A 17,790-nucleotide genomic window follows, 5' to 3' on the forward strand; every position below is an offset into this window, starting at 1 on the left:
CGCCGTTACGATGGCCGCATGAGCGAAACAGCCCGGGACGCGGAAGCCGTGTCCAGGTTCGTGGAGTCCTTCGCCGCGCAGCTCGTCGAAGCCGGGATGCAGCGCATGGCGGCCCGGGTCTTCGCCGCGCTCCTCTCCTCCGACGAGGGCGCGATGAGCTCCGCCGAACTGGGCGAGCAGCTGCGCATCAGCCCCGCGGCGGTCTCCGGTGCGGTGCGCTACCTGGCCCAGACGCACATGGTGTCGCGCGAGCGGGAACCCGGCTCGCGCCGCGAGCGCTACCGGGTGCACGGCGACCAGTGGTACGAGGCCCTGACCAACCGTGAGGCCGTCATCAAGCGCTGGGAGGGCGCGCTGCGCGAAGGCGTGGACAGCCTCGGCGCCGACACGCCCGCCGGACGCCGCATGGCCGAGACGCTCGCCTTCTTCGAGTTCGTCGAGGGCGAGATCGCGGCCATGATGGAGCGGTGGAGGGCCCACCGGGAGAAGGTCTTCGGAGACCGTTAGCGCTCCCTGGTCTCCTCCAGCACCGTCCGCCCCAGCCGCAGGTACCTCTCGGGCGAGCGCCGCTTGAGGTACTGCGCGTAGCCGACGCCGGCCGCCGCGATCAGGGCGACGATCCACGGGGTCGCCTTCAGCACCAGCGAGCCCGACTCCGCCCCGGCGGCGACGTCCATGTTGGACACCAGCAGCGCCACCACCGCGAGCATCGCGACACCGCCGGCCAGCGGCGCGGCGAAGGTCCTGAACCAGTGCCGGCTCTCGGGGTGGTGGGAGCGGAAGTACACCAGCACCGCGAACGAGCACACCGCCTGGACCACCAGGATCGCCATGGTGCCGAGGATCGCGAGCAGGACGTACGTGCCGGTGTACGGGTCCTTGCCCGCCGCCCAGAAAGCGCCGATGAGGACGGCCGAGACGAAGGTCTGGACGACGCCCGCGATGTGCGGGGAGCCGTGCCGGCCGTGTGTGCGGCCGACGGTGCGCTGGAGGGACGGCAGGACGCCCTCCCTGCCCAGGGCGTACATGTAGCGGGCGGCGCAGTTGTGGAAGGCCATGCCGCAGGCCAGCGAGCCGCTGATCATCAGCCACTGCATGACGACGACCGCCCAGTGGCCGACGTACTGCTCGGTGGGGCGGAAGAACAGCGCCAGCGGGTCGGCGGTGGCGACCTTCACCGCCTCCGACTCACCCGTGCCGGTGATGGCCATCCAGGAGACGAAGACGTAGAAGACGCCGACGCCGAGCACCGAGATCATCGTCGCCTTGGGGATGATCTTCTTCGGGTTGCGGGACTCCTCGCCGTACATCGCCGTCGACTCGAAGCCGACCCACGACCAGAAGGCGAAGAACAGCCCGAGGCCGGCGGAGGTGCCCTTGAAGGCGTTGACCGGGTTGACGGGGTCGATGCTGAAGCCGTCCGGGCCGCCGCCGTGGAAGGCCACCGAGACCGCCATCGCGGCGAGGATCGTCACCTCGGTGGCGAGGAGGACGACGAGCAGCTTCTCGGCCACGGAGACGCCGAACCAGGTGCCCGTCGCGTTGACGGCGAGCATCAGGAGCGCGAACGCCCACCACGGGACGTGCAGCCCCGTCTGGTCCTCGAGGGTGGTCGTGGCGAAGGTCGAGAAGATGCCGATCAGCGCCGGCTCGAACACGACGTACGCGAAGGTCGCGAGGAGCCCCGAGGCGAGGCCGACCGAGCGGCCGAGGCCGTAGGAGATGAAGCCGTAGAAGGCGCCCGTGGACGTGATGTGCTTCGCCATCGACGTGAAGCCGACGGAAAAGATTGCCAGGACGACCATTGCGACGAGATAGCTCGCCGGTGCGCCGATGCCGTTGCCCGCCGACACCATGAAGGGCACGTTGCCCGTCATCGCGGTGATCGGCGCGGCGGTCGCTACGGCCATGAAGACCACGCCCAGCAGGCCCACGGCGTTGGGCTTGAGCCGGTGAACGACCCCTGCTTCTGTCGCGTCCGCCGCCTGGGCGACGCCCTCGTCCACTGCCATCGGGTGGCCCCTCTCCTTGCCCGTCCACTACGTGCTGGACCGGAACTCTGTAGCCCGAATGAGTCGAGCAAGGGTCTCGGGGAGTTAAATGCTTGTCAACCAGACCTTTAGAAATCTGGCGGCAACACACGGCTCGTACGGTCGCCGCCATGAGCGTCTACACCTCCATCCTCGGCGGCGAGCGGCACCGCTTCGGTTCCCTCGCCCGCCTCCTCGCCGCCGCGAGCCCCGAACGCTCCGGCGACCGCCTCGCCGGCCTCGCGGCCCGCACGGCCCGGGAGCGGGTCGCGGCGCGCTGGGCGCTCGCGGAGGTCCCGCTGACCGACTTCCTCACCGAGCCCCTGATCCCGTACGAGGACGACGACGTCACCCGGCTCATCCTCGACACGCACGACCGGACCGCCTTCGCGCCGGTCGCCTCGATGACCGTCGGTGAGCTGCGGGAGTGGCTGCTGTCGGACGCGGCGGACCCGGCGGCGCTGGCCGCGCTGGCGCCGGGGCTGACCCCGGAGATGGCCGCGGCGGTCTCGAAGCTGATGGGCAACGCGGACCTGGTGGCGGTGGCGCGCAAGGTGCGGGTGGTGACGGCCTTCCGCTCGACCATCGGTCTGCCGGGACGCCTGGCGACCCGCCTCCAGCCCAACCACCCGACGGACGACCCGGCGGGCGTGGCGGCGGCCCTGCTCGACGGCCTGCTGCTGGGCTCCGGCGACGCGGTGATCGGCGTCAACCCGGCGACCGACAGCCCGCGGGCGGTACGGGACCTGCTGGAGCTGCTGGACGGTGTGATCGGCCGCTACTCCATCCCGACCCAGTCCTGCGTCCTGTGCCACGTCACGACGAGCATCGACCTCATGGACAGGGGCGCCCCGGTGGACCTGGTCTTCCAGTCCGTCGCGGGCACCCAGGCCGCGAACGCCTCCTTCGGCGTGACCCTCGGCCTGCTCGACGAGGCGTACGAGGCGGCGCTCGCCCTGGACCGGGGGACCGTCGGCCGCAACGTCCTGTACTTCGAGACCGGCCAGGGCAGCGCGCTGTCGGCGGACGCCCACCACGGGGTGGACCAGCAGACGGCCGAGGCGCGGGCGTACGCGGTCGCGCGCCGCTACGACCCCCTGCTGGTGAACACCGTCGTCGGCTTCATCGGTCCGGAGTACCTCTACGACGGCCGGCAGATCCTGCGCGCCGCCCTGGAGGACCACTTCTGCGGCAAGCTGCTCGGCCTGCCCATGGGCCTCGACATCTGCTACACCAACCACGCCGACGCCGATGACGACGACATCGCCACCATGCTGACGATGCTCGGCGTGGCCGGGGCGTCCTTCGTGATCTGCACCCCCGGCGGCGACGACATCATGCTCAACTACCAGTCCGCCTCGTACCACGACGCGCTCTATCTGCGGGAGGTGCTGGGGCTCCGTCCGGCGCCGGAGTTCGAGGCGTGGCTGGACACGATCGGGCTGCTCGACGAGCGGGGCGGCATCCGCGAGGTCTCCGGCACGGCCCATCCGCTGACGGCGATCGGACGGGAGCTCGCGGCATGACGGACGTACCCGTGCACGGCGGTGACCCGTGGCCGGCGCTGCGCCACCGCACCCAGGCCCGGATCGGCCTCGGCCGGGCCGGCACCGCGCTGCCCACCCGGCACCGCCTGGAGCTCCAGGCCGCGCACGCCGCGGCCCGGGACGCCGTGCACTCGCCGTTCGCCCCGGAGCGGGTGGCGGCGGGGCTGCCCGGGATGGCGACGGTACGGGTCCGCAGCGCGGCCCCCGACCGGCCCACCTACCTCCAGCGCCCCGACCTGGGCCGGCGGCTGGACGCCACCGACCGGGCGCATCTCCCGGCCGGCGAGTGGGACGTGGTCTTCGTCGTCGCCGACGGGCTCTCCAGCCGGGCGGTGCACGAGCACGCGGCGGCGGTGATCCGGGTGACCACGGCCCGCCTGGGCGACGACTGGCGCACCGCCCCGGTCGTCCTCGCGGAACAGGCCCGGGTGGCCCTCGGCGACGACGTGGCCGCGGCGATGGGCGCGACGACGGTCGTGGTCCTCGTCGGCGAACGTCCCGGCATGTCGGCGGCGGACTCCCTCGGCGCGTACCTGACGTACCGCCCGGTCCCCGGCGTCACGACCGACGCCGACCGCAACTGCCTGTCCAACATCCGCCCGCCCCTGGGCCTGACGTACGAGACGGCGGCGGGGAAGCTGGCGGGCTTGATGGGGAGGGCACGGGAACTGGGGGGTTCGGGGGTGGGGCTGAAGGACGAGGAGTCCCTGCCGGGATAGCAGCGTCCCACCGGCGCCCCCACCCCGGCGCCTGCGCCTGCGCCGGAGCGTCCACCCCGGCCCTCCGGGCCCCCCGGCGTCTCGTCACCACCCCGGTGGCTCTGCGGGGCGTGCGGCGCCGGCCCTGCGGGCCTCCGCACGCCGCCGCCGGCGCCCGCGGGCCTCCGCACGCTCGCCGGACCGGCAGCCCCGGCCCACCCGGGGTGCCTGGACGTCCCGTCACCGGTCCGGCCTCCCTCACCGCCCCGGCAGCACCAACCCCAGCGCGCCCTCCCGCACGGTCCACGTCCGCCTCCGCACCGGCCCCGCCACCCCCGCGTCCGCCCGGTAGCGGAAGTCCGCGCCGGTCACCGTCACCACCCGCCCCCGGGCCTCCAGGGGTGCCGCCTCCGCGCCCACCGACAGGGGGCGTACGACCACCTCGGCCGCCCCCGACGACCCCGGTGTCACCGACACCGTCTCCACCGGCTGGTCCAGGTCGACCAGGGTCACCCCGTCCACCTCGACCCGCAGCCGGGCCGGGCCGGGCGGGGGCGTGGACGGGGCGGGGCGGGGCGGACGCGAGGGCACCAGGGTGCGGACCAGGGACTGCAGCCAGGGCCGCCCGGACGCCTCCTCCACCGCCGACGTCTCGGCCGGTACCGCGAGCGGCGGAATCCGCAGCGCGCCCAGCACCACCCCGTCGCTGTCGTCCACCAGTACGTCCAGCCGCCGTTCCGCGCCGTCGAGGACGGCCCGCGCCGCCGCGACGGCGCTCATGGGGATCCCCAGGGTCTGCGCCACCCCCAGCACGGTTCCCACCGGCACCATCGACAGCACACATCCGGCCAGCTCCCGCTGCCGGTGCAGCAGCGAGACCGTCCGCAGCAGCGCACGGTCGTCGCCGACCACCACCGGCCGCCGCGAGCCGCGCCGCGCCAGCACCCGGGCGAATTCCTCCGGGCCCTCCGGAAGACAGACCTTCGTACTCGCCGCACCCGCGCTGAGCACGTCTTTCGCGATCCGTACGGACTCCCCGTCCGTCCTCCGGGCGACCGGATCGATGATCACCAGCAGCTGGTCCGGCGTCGCGAAAGTCGCCACCTCGGTCCTGCCTCGCTTCCTCGGGTAGCATCTTTGTGCAAGAGCCCCTTGCGCTATTGCGCCAGGGGCTTCGTCTATTCCGGGGCATCCGGGTCCGACGGTGTGCGACCGGCTACGGTCGCGTGGCGGCCAGTGACGGTCGCGGTACTGCGGCCAACGACGGTCGTGGTGCACGCGGTGGTGCGAGCCTCCGCGTACGCCCCTGACCTTGGACATGCCCCACCCGGAAGGGGTGTACGCGCGTGCCCGCACTTGTGCTGCTCGGTGCTCAGTGGGGTGACGAAGGCAAGGGAAAGGCCACCGACCTGCTCGGCGGCTCGGTGGACTACGTAGTGCGCTACCAGGGCGGCAACAACGCCGGCCACACGGTCGTCGTCGGTGACCAGAAGTACGCACTTCACCTCCTCCCTTCCGGAATCCTGTCCCCCGGCTGTACGCCGGTCATCGGTAACGGTGTCGTCGTCGACCCGTCGGTCCTGCTCTCCGAGCTGAGCGGTCTGAACGAGCGCGGCGTCGACACGTCGAAGCTTCTGATCAGCGGCAACGCGCACATCATCACGCCCTACAACGTCACTGTCGACAAGGTGACGGAACGCTTCCTCGGAAAGCGCAAGATCGGCACCACCGGCCGCGGCATCGGTCCGACATATGCGGACAAGATCAACCGCGTGGGCATCCGTGTGCAGGACCTGTACGACGAGTCGATCCTCACCCAGAAGGTGGAGGCGGCGCTCGACGTCAAGAACCAGCTGCTGACCAAGCTCTACAACCGCCGCGCGATCGCCGTCGACCAGGTCGTGGCCGAGCTGCTGGACTACGCGGAGAAGCTGAGGCCCTACGTCGCCGACACGGTCCTGGTGCTGAACCAGGCCCTGGAGGAGGACAAGGTCGTCCTGTTCGAGGGCGGCCAGGGCACCCTGCTCGACATCGACCACGGCACCTACCCCTTCGTCACCTCGTCGAACCCGACCGCGGGCGGCGCCTGCACCGGCGCCGGCGTGGGTCCGACGAAGATCAGCCGTGTCATCGGCATCCTGAAGGCGTACACGACCCGTGTCGGCGCGGGCCCGTTCCCGACGGAGCTCTTCGACGAGGACGGCGAGGCGCTGCGCCGCATCGGCGGCGAGCGGGGTGTGACGACCGGCCGTGACCGCCGCTGCGGCTGGTTCGACGCGGTCATCGCCCGCTACGCGACCCGGGTCAACGGCCTGACGGACTTCTTCCTGACGAAGCTCGACGTCCTCACCGGCTGGGAGCAGATCCCGGTCTGCGTGGCGTACGAGATCGACGGCAAGCGCGTCGAGGAACTCCCGTACTCGCAGAGCGACTTCCACCACGCGAAGCCGGTCTACGAGACCCTCCCGGGCTGGTCCGAGGACATCACCAAGGCGAAGTCGTTCTCCGACCTGCCGAAGAACGCCCAGAACTACGTCAAGGCGCTGGAGGAGATGTCCGGCGCCCCGATCTCCGCGATCGGCGTGGGCCCGGGCCGGGACGAGACGATCGAGATCAACTCGTTCCTCTGACCGTCCCTCCGCACGCGGCTGTGCCCCCGACCGGCGACATCGGTCGGGGGCACAGGCGTGTCGGGCCGGGAGGGTGAGGGCCTTCAGGGCGTCAGCACGACCTTCCCGGCGACCGTGCCCGACTCGGCCAGCCGCAGGGCGTCGGCGGCCCGGGCGAGCGGCAGCCGGGCCGCGATCCGCGCCGTCACCTCGCCGCGCTGGAGCGCCCCGAAGACCTGGGTGAGGTCGGCGCGCAGCCGGGCCCGGAACCGGTCCCTGGACAGGGCCCGCCCGGCCCACACGTTGAAGAAGCAGGCCCGGCGCCGGTTCGGCAGCGCGTTCCACAGCCACACCCGGCCGAGCAGCTTGAGTACGGGTGCCTGCTTGGAGCCCTCGGCGTCCCGGGTGGAGGCGCTGCCGTACGAGACGAGCGTGCCGCCGGGCGCCAGCAGCCGCCAGGAGTCGACGATGCCCCGCCCGCCGACGTGGTCGAAGACGGCGTTCACGCCGCCGGGGGCGAGTGCGCGGATCCGGGCGGCGAGGTCCTCGGCGCGGTAGTCGACGGGTGTGACGCCCTGCTCGCGCAGGGCGGCGTGGTGGCGTGCGGAGGCGGTGCCGATCACCCGCGCGCCGGCGGCCCGCGCGAGCTGGACCAGGACCGAGCCGACGCCGCCGTTGGCGCCGTGCACGACGACGGTCTGGCCGGCCCGGACGCGCGCCTTGCGGTGCAGCATCTGCCAGGCGGTGACGCCGTTGACCACCAGGGTCTCGGCCTCGGCCGCGCCGACGCCCTCGGGCACCGCCACCACGTCCGCCGCGTCGAGGGTGACGTGGCTGGCCCAGCCGCCGACCTTGACCAGGGCGGCCACCCGGAGACCGGCCAGGCCCGGATCGACGCCCTCGCCGGTCGCCAGGACGGTGCCGACCAGGTCGTAGCCCGGCACGAACGGGAACGGAGGCTGGTCGTAGTACCGCCCGCGGCGCATCTGCTGCTCGGCGAAGGAGACGCCGGTGGCCTCCATCCGCACGAGGACCTGCCCGCGCCCCGGGGCGGGAACCTCTCCGTGCCGGATCAGGAGCCCCTCCGGCTCGACCTTGCCCGGCAGGACGACCTCGACGAGTCCTTCGGCGTTCATGACGGCCTCCACGGCGCTGGTTACTGGCTTTCGTGTTCGTTAGAAGTTGTAACTCACAGCGCGCGCGAGTGTCAATAACTTCAGTGATAGCCTCTAACCATGGTGGAGACGGACAGTACGAAGAGCCCGCGCGAGCGCTACCGCGCCCAGGTGCGCGCGGAGATCAAGCAACGCGCCTGGGAGCAGATCGCCACGGCGGGGGCGTCGGCGCTCTCCCTCAACGCGATCGCCAAGAAGATGGGCATGAGCGGGCCCGCGCTGTACCGCTACTTCGCCGGCCGCGACGAGCTGATCACCGAGCTCGTCAGGGACGCGTACCGCAGCCTCGCCGACACCTTCCGCGCGGCGGCCGGGCCCGGCCCCGACCCGGCCGCGCTCGCGCACGCCCTGCGCGGCTGGGCCCTGGAGGATCCCCAGCGGTACTTCCTCGTCTACGGCACTCCCGTCCCGGGCTACCACGCCCCCGACGACGTCACCGCGATCGCGTCCGAGATCATGGCGGCCCTGCTCGACGCCTGCGTCGCCGCACCGTCCTCCGGACCCGCGACGCCGCTCGACGAGCACCTCGCCTCCCACCGCGCCTGGGCGGCCGGCCACCCCGCCCCGCCCGCGGCGCTCCACCGGGCGCTGGCCTTCTGGACCCGGCTGCACGGCGTGCTGTCACTCGAACTCGCGGGCCACTTCACCGGCATGGGCTTCGATCCCGCGCTGCTCTTCGCCGCCGAACTGGAGGACCTGCTTCAGCGGTGACCGGGACGCGGGCCCGCCGGGTGCGTGGCCCGCCCTCGGCAGGGTGTCCCCCTTTGTCCGGGCATATCCTGGCGTCATCCGTCCGTGCGTGTCGACCAGAAGAAGGTGACTGCGATGCGCATGCTGCTGAAGGCGTCCATGGACACGGAGAAGGCGAACGAGCTCATCAGGAACGGGACCCTCGGGAAGCTGATCGAGGAGTCCATGGAGCAGATCAAGCCCGAGGCCGCCTACTTCACCGCCGAGGGCGGGCGCCGCACCGCCTTCCTGTTCTTCGATCTGAAGGACCCCTCCGACCTGCCGGTGATCAGCGAGCCGTTCTTCCTGGAACTGTGCGCCGACCTCACCTACACGCCGGCGATGAACCGGGAGGACGTCCAGAAGGGGCTCTCCCGCCTCGGCCGCTGACGTTCAGCTGAACACGATCATCGAACCCTGCGCCAGGCTCCGCGTCGCCGCGGCGTGCAGCCCCAGCCAGACGTGCCGTTCACGGGCGAAGGGGCTGGGGTCGTACGGTGCCGGCACGGCGGGCTCCTCCAACTCGGTGGGAGCGGCGGGGGGCTGCGGCGCGGCCGGGGGGTTCGCCGGGTCGATCCCGATCGACGGCGCGACGAACTCCAGCTCCCGCAACAGGGATTGGGACGAGCCCAAGGGGCCGCCCCCGGCCAGGAGTTCGTCGTTGGACAGCGGGTGCGGGAAATCGACCGGGACGTACGCGCCCGCGTGGTCGTAGTGCCAGACCAGGTGCGACTGCTGGGCCGTCGACTCGAACATCTCCAGCAACTGTTCGTAGTCGCCGCCCAGTTCGTCCACCGGGGTCACCGGCAGCCGGCACACCTGGAGCAGATAGGCGCGGCGCAGGAAGTGCAGCGCGTCGTAGTCGAAGCCCGCCACCGGGGCGACCTCGCCGGACAGGCCCGGCATGTACTGGTACACCGGCACCGGCGGCAGCCCCGCCTCGGCCAGCACCTTGTCGTACTGCGCGAGTTCCTCGGCGAACGGGTTGTCGGGGGTGTGGCACAACACGTCGACGAGCGGTACCAGCCACAGGTCACAGGCCAAAGAGAACTCCTCCAGTCGTGTGCGTCAGGGCAGGGTAATGGGTGCTCCCCTGCCGCGGCGTCAGCCGTGCGGCGACTTGTGCAGGTCCCATACCCACACTCCGTCCACCCGCCTCCCGTGCCGGCCCACCAGCTTGTCCACGGTCTCACGCAGGACGTCCGCGTGCGGCTGCGGGGCCAGCACGAGCGCGCCCGCCCGCCAGTACGCCAGGTCCCCGGCGGCCGCCTCGCGCGCGGCCGTGTCGATCACCGGCACCACGCCCGTGTACCGCGCGTCCCGCAGCAGGCTCGCCGTGAAGCGCAGCGGGACGCCGTACACGCCGGTGCGGTCGCCGTCGCCGTACGGGCCGTTGAAGTAGCCGCCGGGCATCCGGAAGCCGAGACCGGCGGCCGTCTGCCAGTGCAGCGCCTCGGCGGCCTCGGGCTCGGCGAGCGGCACCGGGACCAGGGTCTCGCCGGCGCGGACGTACGACCGCCAGGTCCCGTCGGTGAAGAAGGCGGGCACCTCGGCGCGGGGCTCGGAGCGCAGCGGGGCGGGGACGAGGGGGAGCAGGGCGAGGCCCACGGCCGCCAGGCCCGCGTACCGCACCGCTCCCCTCACCCCGTGCTCCGTCAGCCGGGCGACGGCCGCCGCCAGCAGCATGCCCAGCGCAGGGGCGCAGACCAGGGCCACGCGGCTCTCGATCACCGACTCGAACAGGGGAAGGCCGTCCAGCAGGGCCCAGGGGCCGGGAACGCCCACCCCGGCGAGCTCCACACGGGGGCCGAGGGAGAGGAGCGCCGCGGCCGACGCCGTGGCGGCCAGCGCCCGGACGGCCGGCCGGCGCCACAGCAGCACGGTGACCGCCAGGGCGAGCAGGACCAGGGGCCAGCCGTAGAACGCGTTCTGTTCGGTCGGGTTGAGGGAGAGGGCGTCCGCGGTCCCCGCGTCGCCCGCGAGCAGCGAGCGCTCGGCGAAGGTGAGCAGCGCGCGCACCGAGTTGGCGGTGCCGGGCGCGGTGCCGTGGTCGATGCCGTCGTAGCTCTGCGGCCCGGAGAACTGCCAGGCCAGCGGGTAGACGACGAGCGGGAGACAGACGGCCGTGGCGATCGCCAGCCCGCGCAGCAGGGGGCGTACGGCCCGGCGGGCCACGTCGGGGCGGGCGGCCGCGTAGGCGGCGGCGAACAGGAGCATGCCGAGGGCGGCCAGGAGCAGGGGTTCCTCGCCGAGGAAGAACTGGTAGGCCGCCATCAGACCGAGCACGGTCGCGTCCCGGACGACCCGGTCGCCCGTGCACAGGCGCAGGGCACGGTCGACGATCAGCGGGATCATGAACAGGACGACGAAGTTGGGGTGCGCGTTGGCGTGACTGACCAGGGGCGGCGCGAACGCGGCGAGCGCGGCGCCGGTGAAGGCGGCGGCGCGGCCGTCCACCAGCCGTTTCCTGATCAGCCGGTACCAGGCGGCGGCGGTGGCGGCCAGGCCCAGCGTCATCACCAGGCTGAGCGTGACCGCCGGGCCGGCCAGCAGCGTCAGCGGGGTCAGGGGGACGGAGAGGCCGAGCATGGCCGTGTTGGCCATCAGGTTCACTCCGCCGGGGAAGCCCTGGAGGTCGGTGAAGAGGGGGTTGCGCAGGTGGGCCACGTTGTCCGCGGTCACCGCGAAGAACCACTCCCACTGGTTCTGGTCCTGGAGGGAGTCGGTGAGATAGCGGTGCGCGGGGTCGAAGAAGCGGCCCGCGTACAGGGCGACGGAGAGGACGAGGAAGAGGGCGGCGGCCGACAGGTCGGCCCGGGCCGGCGTGCGCAGCCGGGCCAGGTCGCGCAGGAAGCGGAGGTAGTCCGGGGGGCGGACCTTCGAGCCGGGCCGGTGCGACCAGTGCACGGGCACCTCGGCGACCGGCCACCCCGCCCGCTGGAAGTACCGCAGGACCTCCACGTCGATCGCCCAGCCGTCGACGCGGGAGGCGGCGAAGGCGGCCCGGGCCTTGTCGCCGTCGAACAGCTTGAACCCGCACTGGGTGTCGCGTATCCCGCGCACCGCGGTGGCGCGTATGAGCAGGTTGCCCGCCGTGCCGAGCAGTTCACGGACCCGGTGCTGACGGTCCCCGAGCGTCGCGCCCGGGACGGCACGCGAGCCGACGGCCGCCGCGTGCCCGTCGGCGAGGGCCTTCTCCAGGTGCTCCACCTCCGTCGGCGGAGTGGGGAGATCGGCGTCCGTGACGAGGACCAGGCGGCCCCGGCTGGCGGCGACCCCGAGGCGCAGGGCGTGGCCCTTGCCCCGGCGGGTGCCGGCCCCGGTGACGAGCCGGACGCGCGGATCGCGGCGGGCCGTGACCAGTTCGCCGGTGGCGTCGGTGGAACCGTCGTCGACGACCACGATCTCCCAGTCCTCGCCGCTCGCGGTGAGATGGCGGACGAGGGCCTCCAGGGTCGGTCCGAGCCGCCGTTCCTCGTCGCGGGCGGGGACGACGACGGAGAGGCCGACGGCGTTCCCGGTGTCCTGGACGGCCTCTTCCGCCGGCGACCCCTCCGCCGTCACGTGGCCGCCAGCCGCTCGACCAGGGCGACGGAGTCGGCGTTGTACGCGGCGAGCATCGAACGGGCCGTGGCCATGTCGCGCCGGTACAGGGCGTCGACCAGGTCGGTGTGGCCGGACCACAGATGGCCGCGCAGATCGGTCAGCCGGCGCAGATGCTGCACGGTGCACACCCAGGTCTGCACCCGCAGCCGGTGCAGGAAGTCGGTGAGGTAGGGGTTGCCGAACAGGGCGCTGAGCTCGCGCCAGAAGCGCAGGTCGTAGCCGATGAGCACGGTGAGGTCACCGGCGGCCGCGGCCCGCTGGGCCTCCTCGCCGCGCCGCCGCACCCCCGTGACGGCGGCGGCGATCTCCGGGTCCTCCGGGGTGCGGAAGTCCTCCCGGTCCCCGTCCAGGCGCAGGAACATGCCCTCGATGATCAGGGCGCGCGCCTGGATCATGCCCCGGTAGTCCTGCACGGAGTACTCGTGGACCCTGAAGCCCCGGTGCTGGTCCGCCTCCAGCAGTCCCTGCGCCGAGAGATCCACCAGGGCCTCGCGCACCGGGGTCGCGGAGACCCCGTACTGGTCGGCGATCTCCTTGACCGTGAACTCCTGCCCGGCCTGCAGCCGTCCCGCCAGCACCTCGTCGCGCAGCGCGTCGGCGATCTGCTGCCGCAGGGTGCTGCGCGTCACGGCGCCGATGCCGCTGCTGCCGGACATGGTCGGGGCGTCTCCTCGGGCGTACGGACGGAAGGAACGGGCGTGCTCGTCGTTATGTACGAGCACGCCACCTTACGCGTTCGAGGTTTTCAAGGCCCTACACGCGTAGCGTGCGTGCCCTGTCCCGACGATGTCGGAAAACTGTCCTCACTCTGTGTACTCGTCGGCCACGGAAAGAGCCGTGTCCAGGGCCGCGAGACCCTCCTTCACCTCGGACTCCGAGACGTTGAGCGGCGGCACGAAATGGGTGCGGTTCATGTTGACGAACGGCCAGACGCCCGCCTTCCTGGCGGCCGCGCCGAAGGCGGCCATCGCCGCGTTGGCCTCGCCGGCCGCGTTGTAGGGGACGAGCGGTTCGCGGGTCTCCCGGTTCCTGACCAGCTCGACGGCCCAGAACATGCCGAGGCCGCGCACCTCGCCGACGCTCGGGTGCCGTTCGGCCAGCTCCCGCAGCCCGGGTCCGACGACCCGCTCGCCCAGGTTCCGCGCGTTCTCCACGACCCCTTCCTCCGCCATGACCTCGATCGTCGCGACGGCGGCGGCGCAGGCCAGCGGATGTCCGGAGTACGTCAGACCGCCGGGGTAGGGCCGCCTGGCGAAGGTCTCCGCGATCGCCCCGGAGATGGCGACACCGCCGAGCGGCACGTACCCGCTGTTCACGCCCTTGGCGAAGGTCATCAGGTCGGGTACGACCCCGAAGTGGTCGGCCGCGAACCACTCACCGGTGCGTCCGAACCCGGCCATCACCTCGTCCAGGACGAAGACGATGCCGTACTTGTCGCAGAGCGCGCGGACCCCGGCGAGGTAGCCGGGCGGCGGGACCATGATCCCGGCCGTGCCCGGAACGGTCTCCAGGACGATCGCGGCGATCGTCCCCGGCCCCTCGAAGGCGATCGTCGTCTCCAGGTGTTCGAGCGCCCGCGCGCACTCCTGCTCCTCGGTCTCGGCGTAGAAGCGGGAGCGGTACAGGAAGGGTGCCCAGAAGCGCACGACACCGGCGGAGGCGCTGTCGGAGGCCCAGCGGCGCGGGTCGCCGGTGATGTTGACCGCCTGCTGGGTGCCGCCGTGGTAGGAGCGGTAGGCGGAGAGGACCTTGGTCCGGCCGGTGTGCAGCCGGGCCATGCGCACGGCGTGCTCGACGGCGTCCGCGCCGCCGTTGGTGAAGAAGATCTTGTCCAGGTCGCCGGGCGTGCGTTCGGCGATCAGCCGGGCCGCCTCCGAACGGGCCTCGACCGCGAAGGCGGGCGCGAAGGTGGTCAGGCGCGCGGCCTGCTCCTGTATCGCGGCGACGACCTTCGGGTGCTGGTAGCCGATGTTGGTGTAGACGAGCCCGCTGGTGAGGTCCAGGTACCGCTTGCCGTCGTAGTCCCAGAAGTACGACCCCTCCGCGCCGGCCACGGCGAGCGGGTCGATGAGTTCCTGCGCTGACCAGGAGTGGAAGACGTGCGCACGGTCCGCGGCCTTCACGGCGGCGCCGGCCTGGGGGTCGGTCTGAGGGGTCATGCGGGGAGCGTAGGAGCTCTTGAGGGGGAGGGGGTATCGGCGACCTGTGCCGTGGTCGGGCGGATTCCGCGACAGGTTGTCGGGAGTCGGGGGAGCGCGCCGAGAGTTTGACAGCTTGCTGTCCAAGTGACAGTCTGTTGTCATAGCCGGGGAAAGCCCCGGTCGACGTCCCGTCGGGGATCCCCGGATCGAGGAGGAGTCATGAGCCGCAAGCCCGTGCATCTCGCCGTGTACGACACGCTCGCCGACTGGGAGACGGGGTTCGCCACCGCGTACCTCGCCCGCGGCGGATACGAGGTCCGGACGGTCGGGGCGTCCGGCGCCGGGCCCGTGACCAGCGTCGGAGGACTGCGGATCGTCCCCGACCTGGCGCTGGACGCCGTACGCCCCGAGGACAGCTCGCTGCTGATCCTCCCGGGCGCGGACCTGTGGGACGCGGGCGACGACCTCGCGCCCTTCGCCCGCACGGCCCGCGCGTTCCTGGCCGCCGGCACGCCCGTCGCCGCGATCTGCGGCGCCACCGCCGGACTCGCCCGCGAGGGCCTGCTCGACGACCGGGACCACACCGGCGCGGTCTCCTTCTATCTGGCCGCCACGGGCTACGGCGGCGGACCGCGGTACGTCGAGACGGACGCGGTCACGGACGGTCTCCTGGTCACCGCCGGGCCGACCGAGCCCGTCGCCTTCGCCCGGGAGATCCTGCGGCTGCTCGGGGTGTACGAGGGCGAGGTGCTGGACGCCTGGTACCGGCTGTTCCACGACTCCGACGCGGAGGCCTACGCGGTGCTGGAGAAGGCGGCGGGCCGGTGAGCCGTGCGCACCAGGAGCTGCTCAGCCGCAGCGCGCTCGGCGCGTTCCGGCTGAACGGCCGCTTCCTCGCCGTCGCCGAGGAACTCGCCCGGCCCGCCGGGATCACCGCCGCCTGGTGGCAGGTGCTGGGCGCGGTCCTGAAGGAGCCGCTGCCCGTGTCGGGGATCGCGCGGGAGATGGGGATCACCCGGCAGAGCGTGCAGCGGATCGCCGACCTGCTGGTGGACCGGGGGCTGGCCGCGTACCGGCCCAATCCGGCCCACCGGCGGGCCAAACTGCTCGCGCCGACCGAGGAGGGCCTGGCGGCGATCTCCCGTATCGACCCCGGGCACGCGGCCTTCGCCGACCGGCTGGCGGCGGCGTACGGGGAGGCGGAGCTCGCCGAGGCCGTACAGGTGCTGGAGCGGCTGTCCGAGGTGCTGGACGCCCTGGAGCCGCCCGTCGCCCACCCCGCAGGGCTCCCCGTTACGGAACCGTAGACATCGCGCCACGCGACTCCCCGAACGGCCGGTTTATTCTCGGCTCGATCACACATGTGGGGGAAAGGCGGCGCTGCCATGGAGAAACTGGGGCCGAAGGACCCGCAGCGCATCGGCGGCTACCGGCTGCTCGCGCGGCTGGGGGCCGGAGGCATGGGACAGGTCTACCTCGCCCGCTCCGACCGGGGACGGACCGTCGCCGTGAAGCTGGTCAGGCCGGAGCTGGCCGCGCGCGAGGAGTTCCGGGCCCGGTTCCGCCAGGAGGTGCGCAACGCGCAGCGGGTCGGCGGGTTCTGGACCGCGCCCGTGCTCGACGCCGACACCGAGGCCGCGGTGCCCTGGGTGGCCACCGGCTATGTCGCCGGGCCGAGCCTCCAGCAGGTCGTGGGCCACGACCACGGTCCGCTGCCCGAGCGGTCGGTGCGCATCCTCGCCGCCGGGCTCGCGCACGCGCTCACCAACATCCACGCCGCCGGGATCGTCCACCGCGACCTCAAGCCGTCCAACGTGATGGTCACCATCGAAGGCCCCCGCGTGATCGACTTCGGGGTCGCGCGGGCCCTGGAGACGGTGACCGACAGCGGTCTCACCCGCACCGGCGCGGTGATCGGCTCGCCCGGCTTCATGGCGCCCGAGCAGGTGCGCGGCGAGCAGATCACCCCCGCCAGCGACGTCTTCTGCCTCGGTTCCGTCCTCGCCTACGCGGCCACCGGCACCCTCCCCTTCGGCGGCGACGAGGGCGGCGGGGTGCACGCCGTGCTGCTCCGCATCACCGAGGAGGAACCCGACCTCGCGGGCGTGCCCGAGGGCATCGCCGACCTGGTCCGCGCCTGCCTGCGCAAGGACCCCGCCGCCCGGCCCTCGCTGGCCTGGATCCTGGAGCGGACCGGCGCCGGGGACACCGTCTCCGACGGCCACTCCCGTGAGCCGTGGCTGCCGGGCGCGCTGGTGGCCCAGCTGGGCCGGCACGCGGTCCGGCTGCTGGAGACGGAGGACCCCGAAAGCGCCCCGGAGCACGGCGCCCGGTACGGCGGGGGCACGCCGGGAGCGGTGACGCCGACGCTGATCGCGGGTCCCGGCCGGGTCCCGCCGCAGCAGCCGCCCGCACCCGCCGCCGTACCGCACCCGGCGTACGGCCACGCCGTGCGGCATCCGCAACCCGGCTACGGCCATCCGCAGCAGCCGACGGGCACGCCGACGCCGTACAACCCGTACACGGGCGGCGCCGGCGGCAACTCCGCGTACGGCACCTCGGTCCACGCCACCTCGCCGTACGGCGGCCCTCCGTCCGTCGGCGCGACCCCCTCGTACGGCGGCCCCCACGATCCGCCGTACGCCCCCGGCCCTTCCCACGACGAGCCGGAGCCGCCCCGCCGCGGCGGCCGGACCACCGCGCTGCTGGTGGTGATCGCGCTGGTCGTCGCGCTCGCGGCCGGCGGCGCGGTGTACGCGTTCAGGAGCGGCGACGGTTCCTCGGACACGAAGGCGGGTCCGACGCCGAGCCGGACGGCCGCCTCCCAGGGCTCCGGCTCCTCGGGGTCCGAGGAGTCGTCCTCCCCCTCCCCTTCGCCCTCCGCCTCCGACGGTGTGATCCCCGCCGCCTACCTCGGCACCTGGACCACCACGATCGACAACGCGAGCGGCGAGAACACCCGCCGGCTCACCATCGAGCAGGGCGAGGTCGGCGACGCGGTGCTCTCGCTCGTCGCCGACGGGGACACCTACCACTGCGAGTTCACCGCCGAGCTGGCCGGCCGGCCCGACGGCGACGGCCCGTTGGAGATCGGCCCGTCCACCGTCACCTCCGGCCGGCCGCGCTCCTCCTGCACCCCGGGCGCCGCCACCGAGGTCACGCTCCTGTCCGACGGCAGGCTGCAACGGGTCAACAACGACACGGGGGAGAAGCTGACCTACAGCCGCCGGTGAGCGGACACCTCCGTCACCGGAC

16 protein-coding genes are annotated in these 17,790 nt (G+C 72.8%); 9 read left to right on the top strand and 7 right to left on the bottom strand.

Going from position 1 to position 17,790, the window contains the following annotated elements; genetic code table 11:
* The first annotated feature begins 18 nt into the window (after positions 1 to 18).
* On the top strand, positions 19 to 507 hold the full coding sequence (locus tag ACFY2L_RS21605) for a GbsR/MarR family transcriptional regulator (protein ID WP_390659267.1): 489 nt from the start codon (positions 19 to 21) through the stop codon (positions 505 to 507).
* Here ACFY2L_RS21605 and ACFY2L_RS21610 read toward each other — a convergent pair.
* A complete protein-coding gene (locus ACFY2L_RS21610; protein WP_390823086.1) occupies positions 504 to 2,012 on the bottom strand; it encodes an APC family permease in 1,509 nt (502 codons plus the stop codon). The two genes, ACFY2L_RS21605 and ACFY2L_RS21610, sit on opposite strands and share 4 nt — an antisense overlap.
* A 149-nt stretch (positions 2,013 to 2,161) precedes the next feature.
* On the opposite strand from ACFY2L_RS21610, the gene ACFY2L_RS21615 reads away from it, so the two are divergent.
* Positions 2,162 to 3,556, top strand: coding sequence for an ethanolamine ammonia-lyase subunit EutB (locus ACFY2L_RS21615; RefSeq protein ID WP_390823087.1), 1,395 nt, complete (start codon positions 2,162 to 2,164; stop codon positions 3,554 to 3,556).
* Positions 3,553 to 4,296: an ethanolamine ammonia-lyase subunit EutC gene (gene eutC, locus ACFY2L_RS21620; RefSeq protein ID WP_390823088.1), complete on the top strand. Its 744-nt coding sequence runs from the start codon at positions 3,553 to 3,555 to the stop codon at positions 4,294 to 4,296. The genes ACFY2L_RS21615 and eutC overlap by 4 nt, the downstream gene beginning before the upstream one ends.
* 237 nt (positions 4,297 to 4,533) lie before the next feature.
* On the opposite strand, the gene ACFY2L_RS21625 is transcribed toward eutC, so the two are convergent.
* Entirely contained in the window at positions 4,534 to 5,379 is an 846-nt protein-coding gene (locus ACFY2L_RS21625; protein ID WP_390659271.1) for a diacylglycerol kinase family protein, read from the bottom strand.
* A 242-nt stretch (positions 5,380 to 5,621) separates the two neighbouring features.
* Here ACFY2L_RS21625 and ACFY2L_RS21630 point away from each other — a divergent pair, with 242 nt between their 5' ends.
* A complete protein-coding gene (locus ACFY2L_RS21630; RefSeq protein ID WP_390659272.1) occupies positions 5,622 to 6,905 on the top strand; it encodes an adenylosuccinate synthase in 1,284 nt (427 codons plus the stop codon).
* 83 nt (positions 6,906 to 6,988) lie between these two features.
* On the opposite strand, the gene ACFY2L_RS21635 is transcribed toward ACFY2L_RS21630, so the two are convergent.
* The gene (locus tag ACFY2L_RS21635) at positions 6,989 to 8,020 is read right to left on the bottom strand and encodes a medium chain dehydrogenase/reductase family protein (RefSeq protein ID WP_390823090.1); all 1,032 of its coding nucleotides are present in this window, start codon (positions 8,018 to 8,020) and stop codon (positions 6,989 to 6,991) included.
* Positions 8,021 to 8,119: 99 nt separating this feature from the next.
* Here ACFY2L_RS21635 and ACFY2L_RS21640 point away from each other — a divergent pair, with 99 nt between their 5' ends.
* Together ACFY2L_RS21640 and ACFY2L_RS21645 are read left to right on the top strand one after the other, a co-directional pair.
* A complete protein-coding gene (locus tag ACFY2L_RS21640; RefSeq protein ID WP_390659274.1) occupies positions 8,120 to 8,770 on the top strand; it encodes a TetR/AcrR family transcriptional regulator in 651 nt (216 codons plus the stop codon).
* Between the two features lie 114 nt (positions 8,771 to 8,884).
* A complete protein-coding gene (locus tag ACFY2L_RS21645; RefSeq protein ID WP_390823091.1) occupies positions 8,885 to 9,178 on the top strand; it encodes a hypothetical protein in 294 nt (97 codons plus the stop codon).
* A 3-nt stretch (positions 9,179 to 9,181) separates the two neighbouring features.
* Here the strand turns inward: ACFY2L_RS21645 and ACFY2L_RS21650 are convergent, their stop codons facing one another.
* From ACFY2L_RS21650 to ACFY2L_RS21665, 4 genes are all read right to left on the bottom strand, one after another.
* Entirely contained in the window at positions 9,182 to 9,832 is a 651-nt protein-coding gene (locus ACFY2L_RS21650; RefSeq protein ID WP_390659276.1) for a hypothetical protein, read from the bottom strand.
* Positions 9,833 to 9,892: 60 nt separating this feature from the next.
* Positions 9,893 to 12,352 carry a glycosyltransferase gene (locus tag ACFY2L_RS21655; RefSeq protein WP_390659277.1) on the bottom strand — a complete coding sequence of 820 codons (2,460 nt, stop codon included), beginning with the start codon at positions 12,350 to 12,352 and terminating at the stop codon, positions 9,893 to 9,895.
* Positions 12,349 to 13,050, bottom strand: coding sequence for a GntR family transcriptional regulator (locus ACFY2L_RS21660; RefSeq protein WP_390659278.1), 702 nt, complete (start codon positions 13,048 to 13,050; stop codon positions 12,349 to 12,351). Before ACFY2L_RS21660 ends, ACFY2L_RS21655 begins: the two co-directional genes overlap by 4 nt.
* A 147-nt stretch (positions 13,051 to 13,197) precedes the next feature.
* Positions 13,198 to 14,553, bottom strand: coding sequence for an aspartate aminotransferase family protein (locus ACFY2L_RS21665; RefSeq protein WP_390659279.1), 1,356 nt, complete (start codon positions 14,551 to 14,553; stop codon positions 13,198 to 13,200).
* Between the two features lie 201 nt (positions 14,554 to 14,754).
* Here ACFY2L_RS21665 and ACFY2L_RS21670 point away from each other — a divergent pair, with 201 nt between their 5' ends.
* From ACFY2L_RS21670 to ACFY2L_RS21680, 3 genes are all read left to right on the top strand, one after another.
* Positions 14,755 to 15,363: a DJ-1/PfpI family protein gene (locus ACFY2L_RS21670; protein ID WP_390659280.1), complete on the top strand. Its 609-nt coding sequence runs from the start codon at positions 14,755 to 14,757 to the stop codon at positions 15,361 to 15,363.
* Positions 15,360 to 15,842, top strand: coding sequence for a MarR family winged helix-turn-helix transcriptional regulator (locus tag ACFY2L_RS21675; protein ID WP_390659281.1), 483 nt, complete (start codon positions 15,360 to 15,362; stop codon positions 15,840 to 15,842). The genes ACFY2L_RS21670 and ACFY2L_RS21675 overlap by 4 nt, the downstream gene beginning before the upstream one ends.
* A gap of 78 nt (positions 15,843 to 15,920) precedes the next feature.
* Entirely contained in the window at positions 15,921 to 17,768 is a 1,848-nt protein-coding gene (locus tag ACFY2L_RS21680; protein ID WP_390823093.1) for a protein kinase, read from the top strand.
* Positions 17,769 to 17,790: the final 22 nt, after the last annotated feature.

The organism is Streptomyces sp. NPDC001381, assembly GCF_042895685.1.
In the GTDB taxonomy this organism is placed as follows: Bacteria; Actinomycetota; Actinomycetes; order Streptomycetales; family Streptomycetaceae; genus Streptomyces.

Excerpts from the sequence above, each read along its gene's own strand:
- ACFY2L_RS21605 (WP_390659267.1), top strand. The coding sequence starts at position 19 with ATGAGCGAAACAGCCCGGGACGCGGAAGCCGTGTCCAGGTTCGTGGAG.
- ACFY2L_RS21610 (WP_390823086.1), bottom strand. The coding sequence starts at position 2,012 with ATGGCAGTGGACGAGGGCGTCGCCCAGGCGGCGGACGCGACAGAAGCA.
- ACFY2L_RS21615 (WP_390823087.1), top strand. The coding sequence starts at position 2,162 with ATGAGCGTCTACACCTCCATCCTCGGCGGCGAGCGGCACCGCTTCGGT.
- eutC (WP_390823088.1), top strand. The coding sequence starts at position 3,553 with ATGACGGACGTACCCGTGCACGGCGGTGACCCGTGGCCGGCGCTGCGC.
- ACFY2L_RS21635 (WP_390823090.1), bottom strand. The coding sequence starts at position 8,020 with ATGAACGCCGAAGGACTCGTCGAGGTCGTCCTGCCGGGCAAGGTCGAG.
- ACFY2L_RS21640 (WP_390659274.1), top strand. The coding sequence starts at position 8,120 with ATGGTGGAGACGGACAGTACGAAGAGCCCGCGCGAGCGCTACCGCGCC.
- ACFY2L_RS21645 (WP_390823091.1), top strand. The coding sequence starts at position 8,885 with ATGCGCATGCTGCTGAAGGCGTCCATGGACACGGAGAAGGCGAACGAG.
- ACFY2L_RS21660 (WP_390659278.1), bottom strand. The coding sequence starts at position 13,050 with ATGTCCGGCAGCAGCGGCATCGGCGCCGTGACGCGCAGCACCCTGCGG.
- ACFY2L_RS21665 (WP_390659279.1), bottom strand. The coding sequence starts at position 14,553 with ATGACCCCTCAGACCGACCCCCAGGCCGGCGCCGCCGTGAAGGCCGCG.
- ACFY2L_RS21670 (WP_390659280.1), top strand. The coding sequence starts at position 14,755 with ATGAGCCGCAAGCCCGTGCATCTCGCCGTGTACGACACGCTCGCCGAC.
- ACFY2L_RS21680 (WP_390823093.1), top strand. The coding sequence starts at position 15,921 with ATGGAGAAACTGGGGCCGAAGGACCCGCAGCGCATCGGCGGCTACCGG.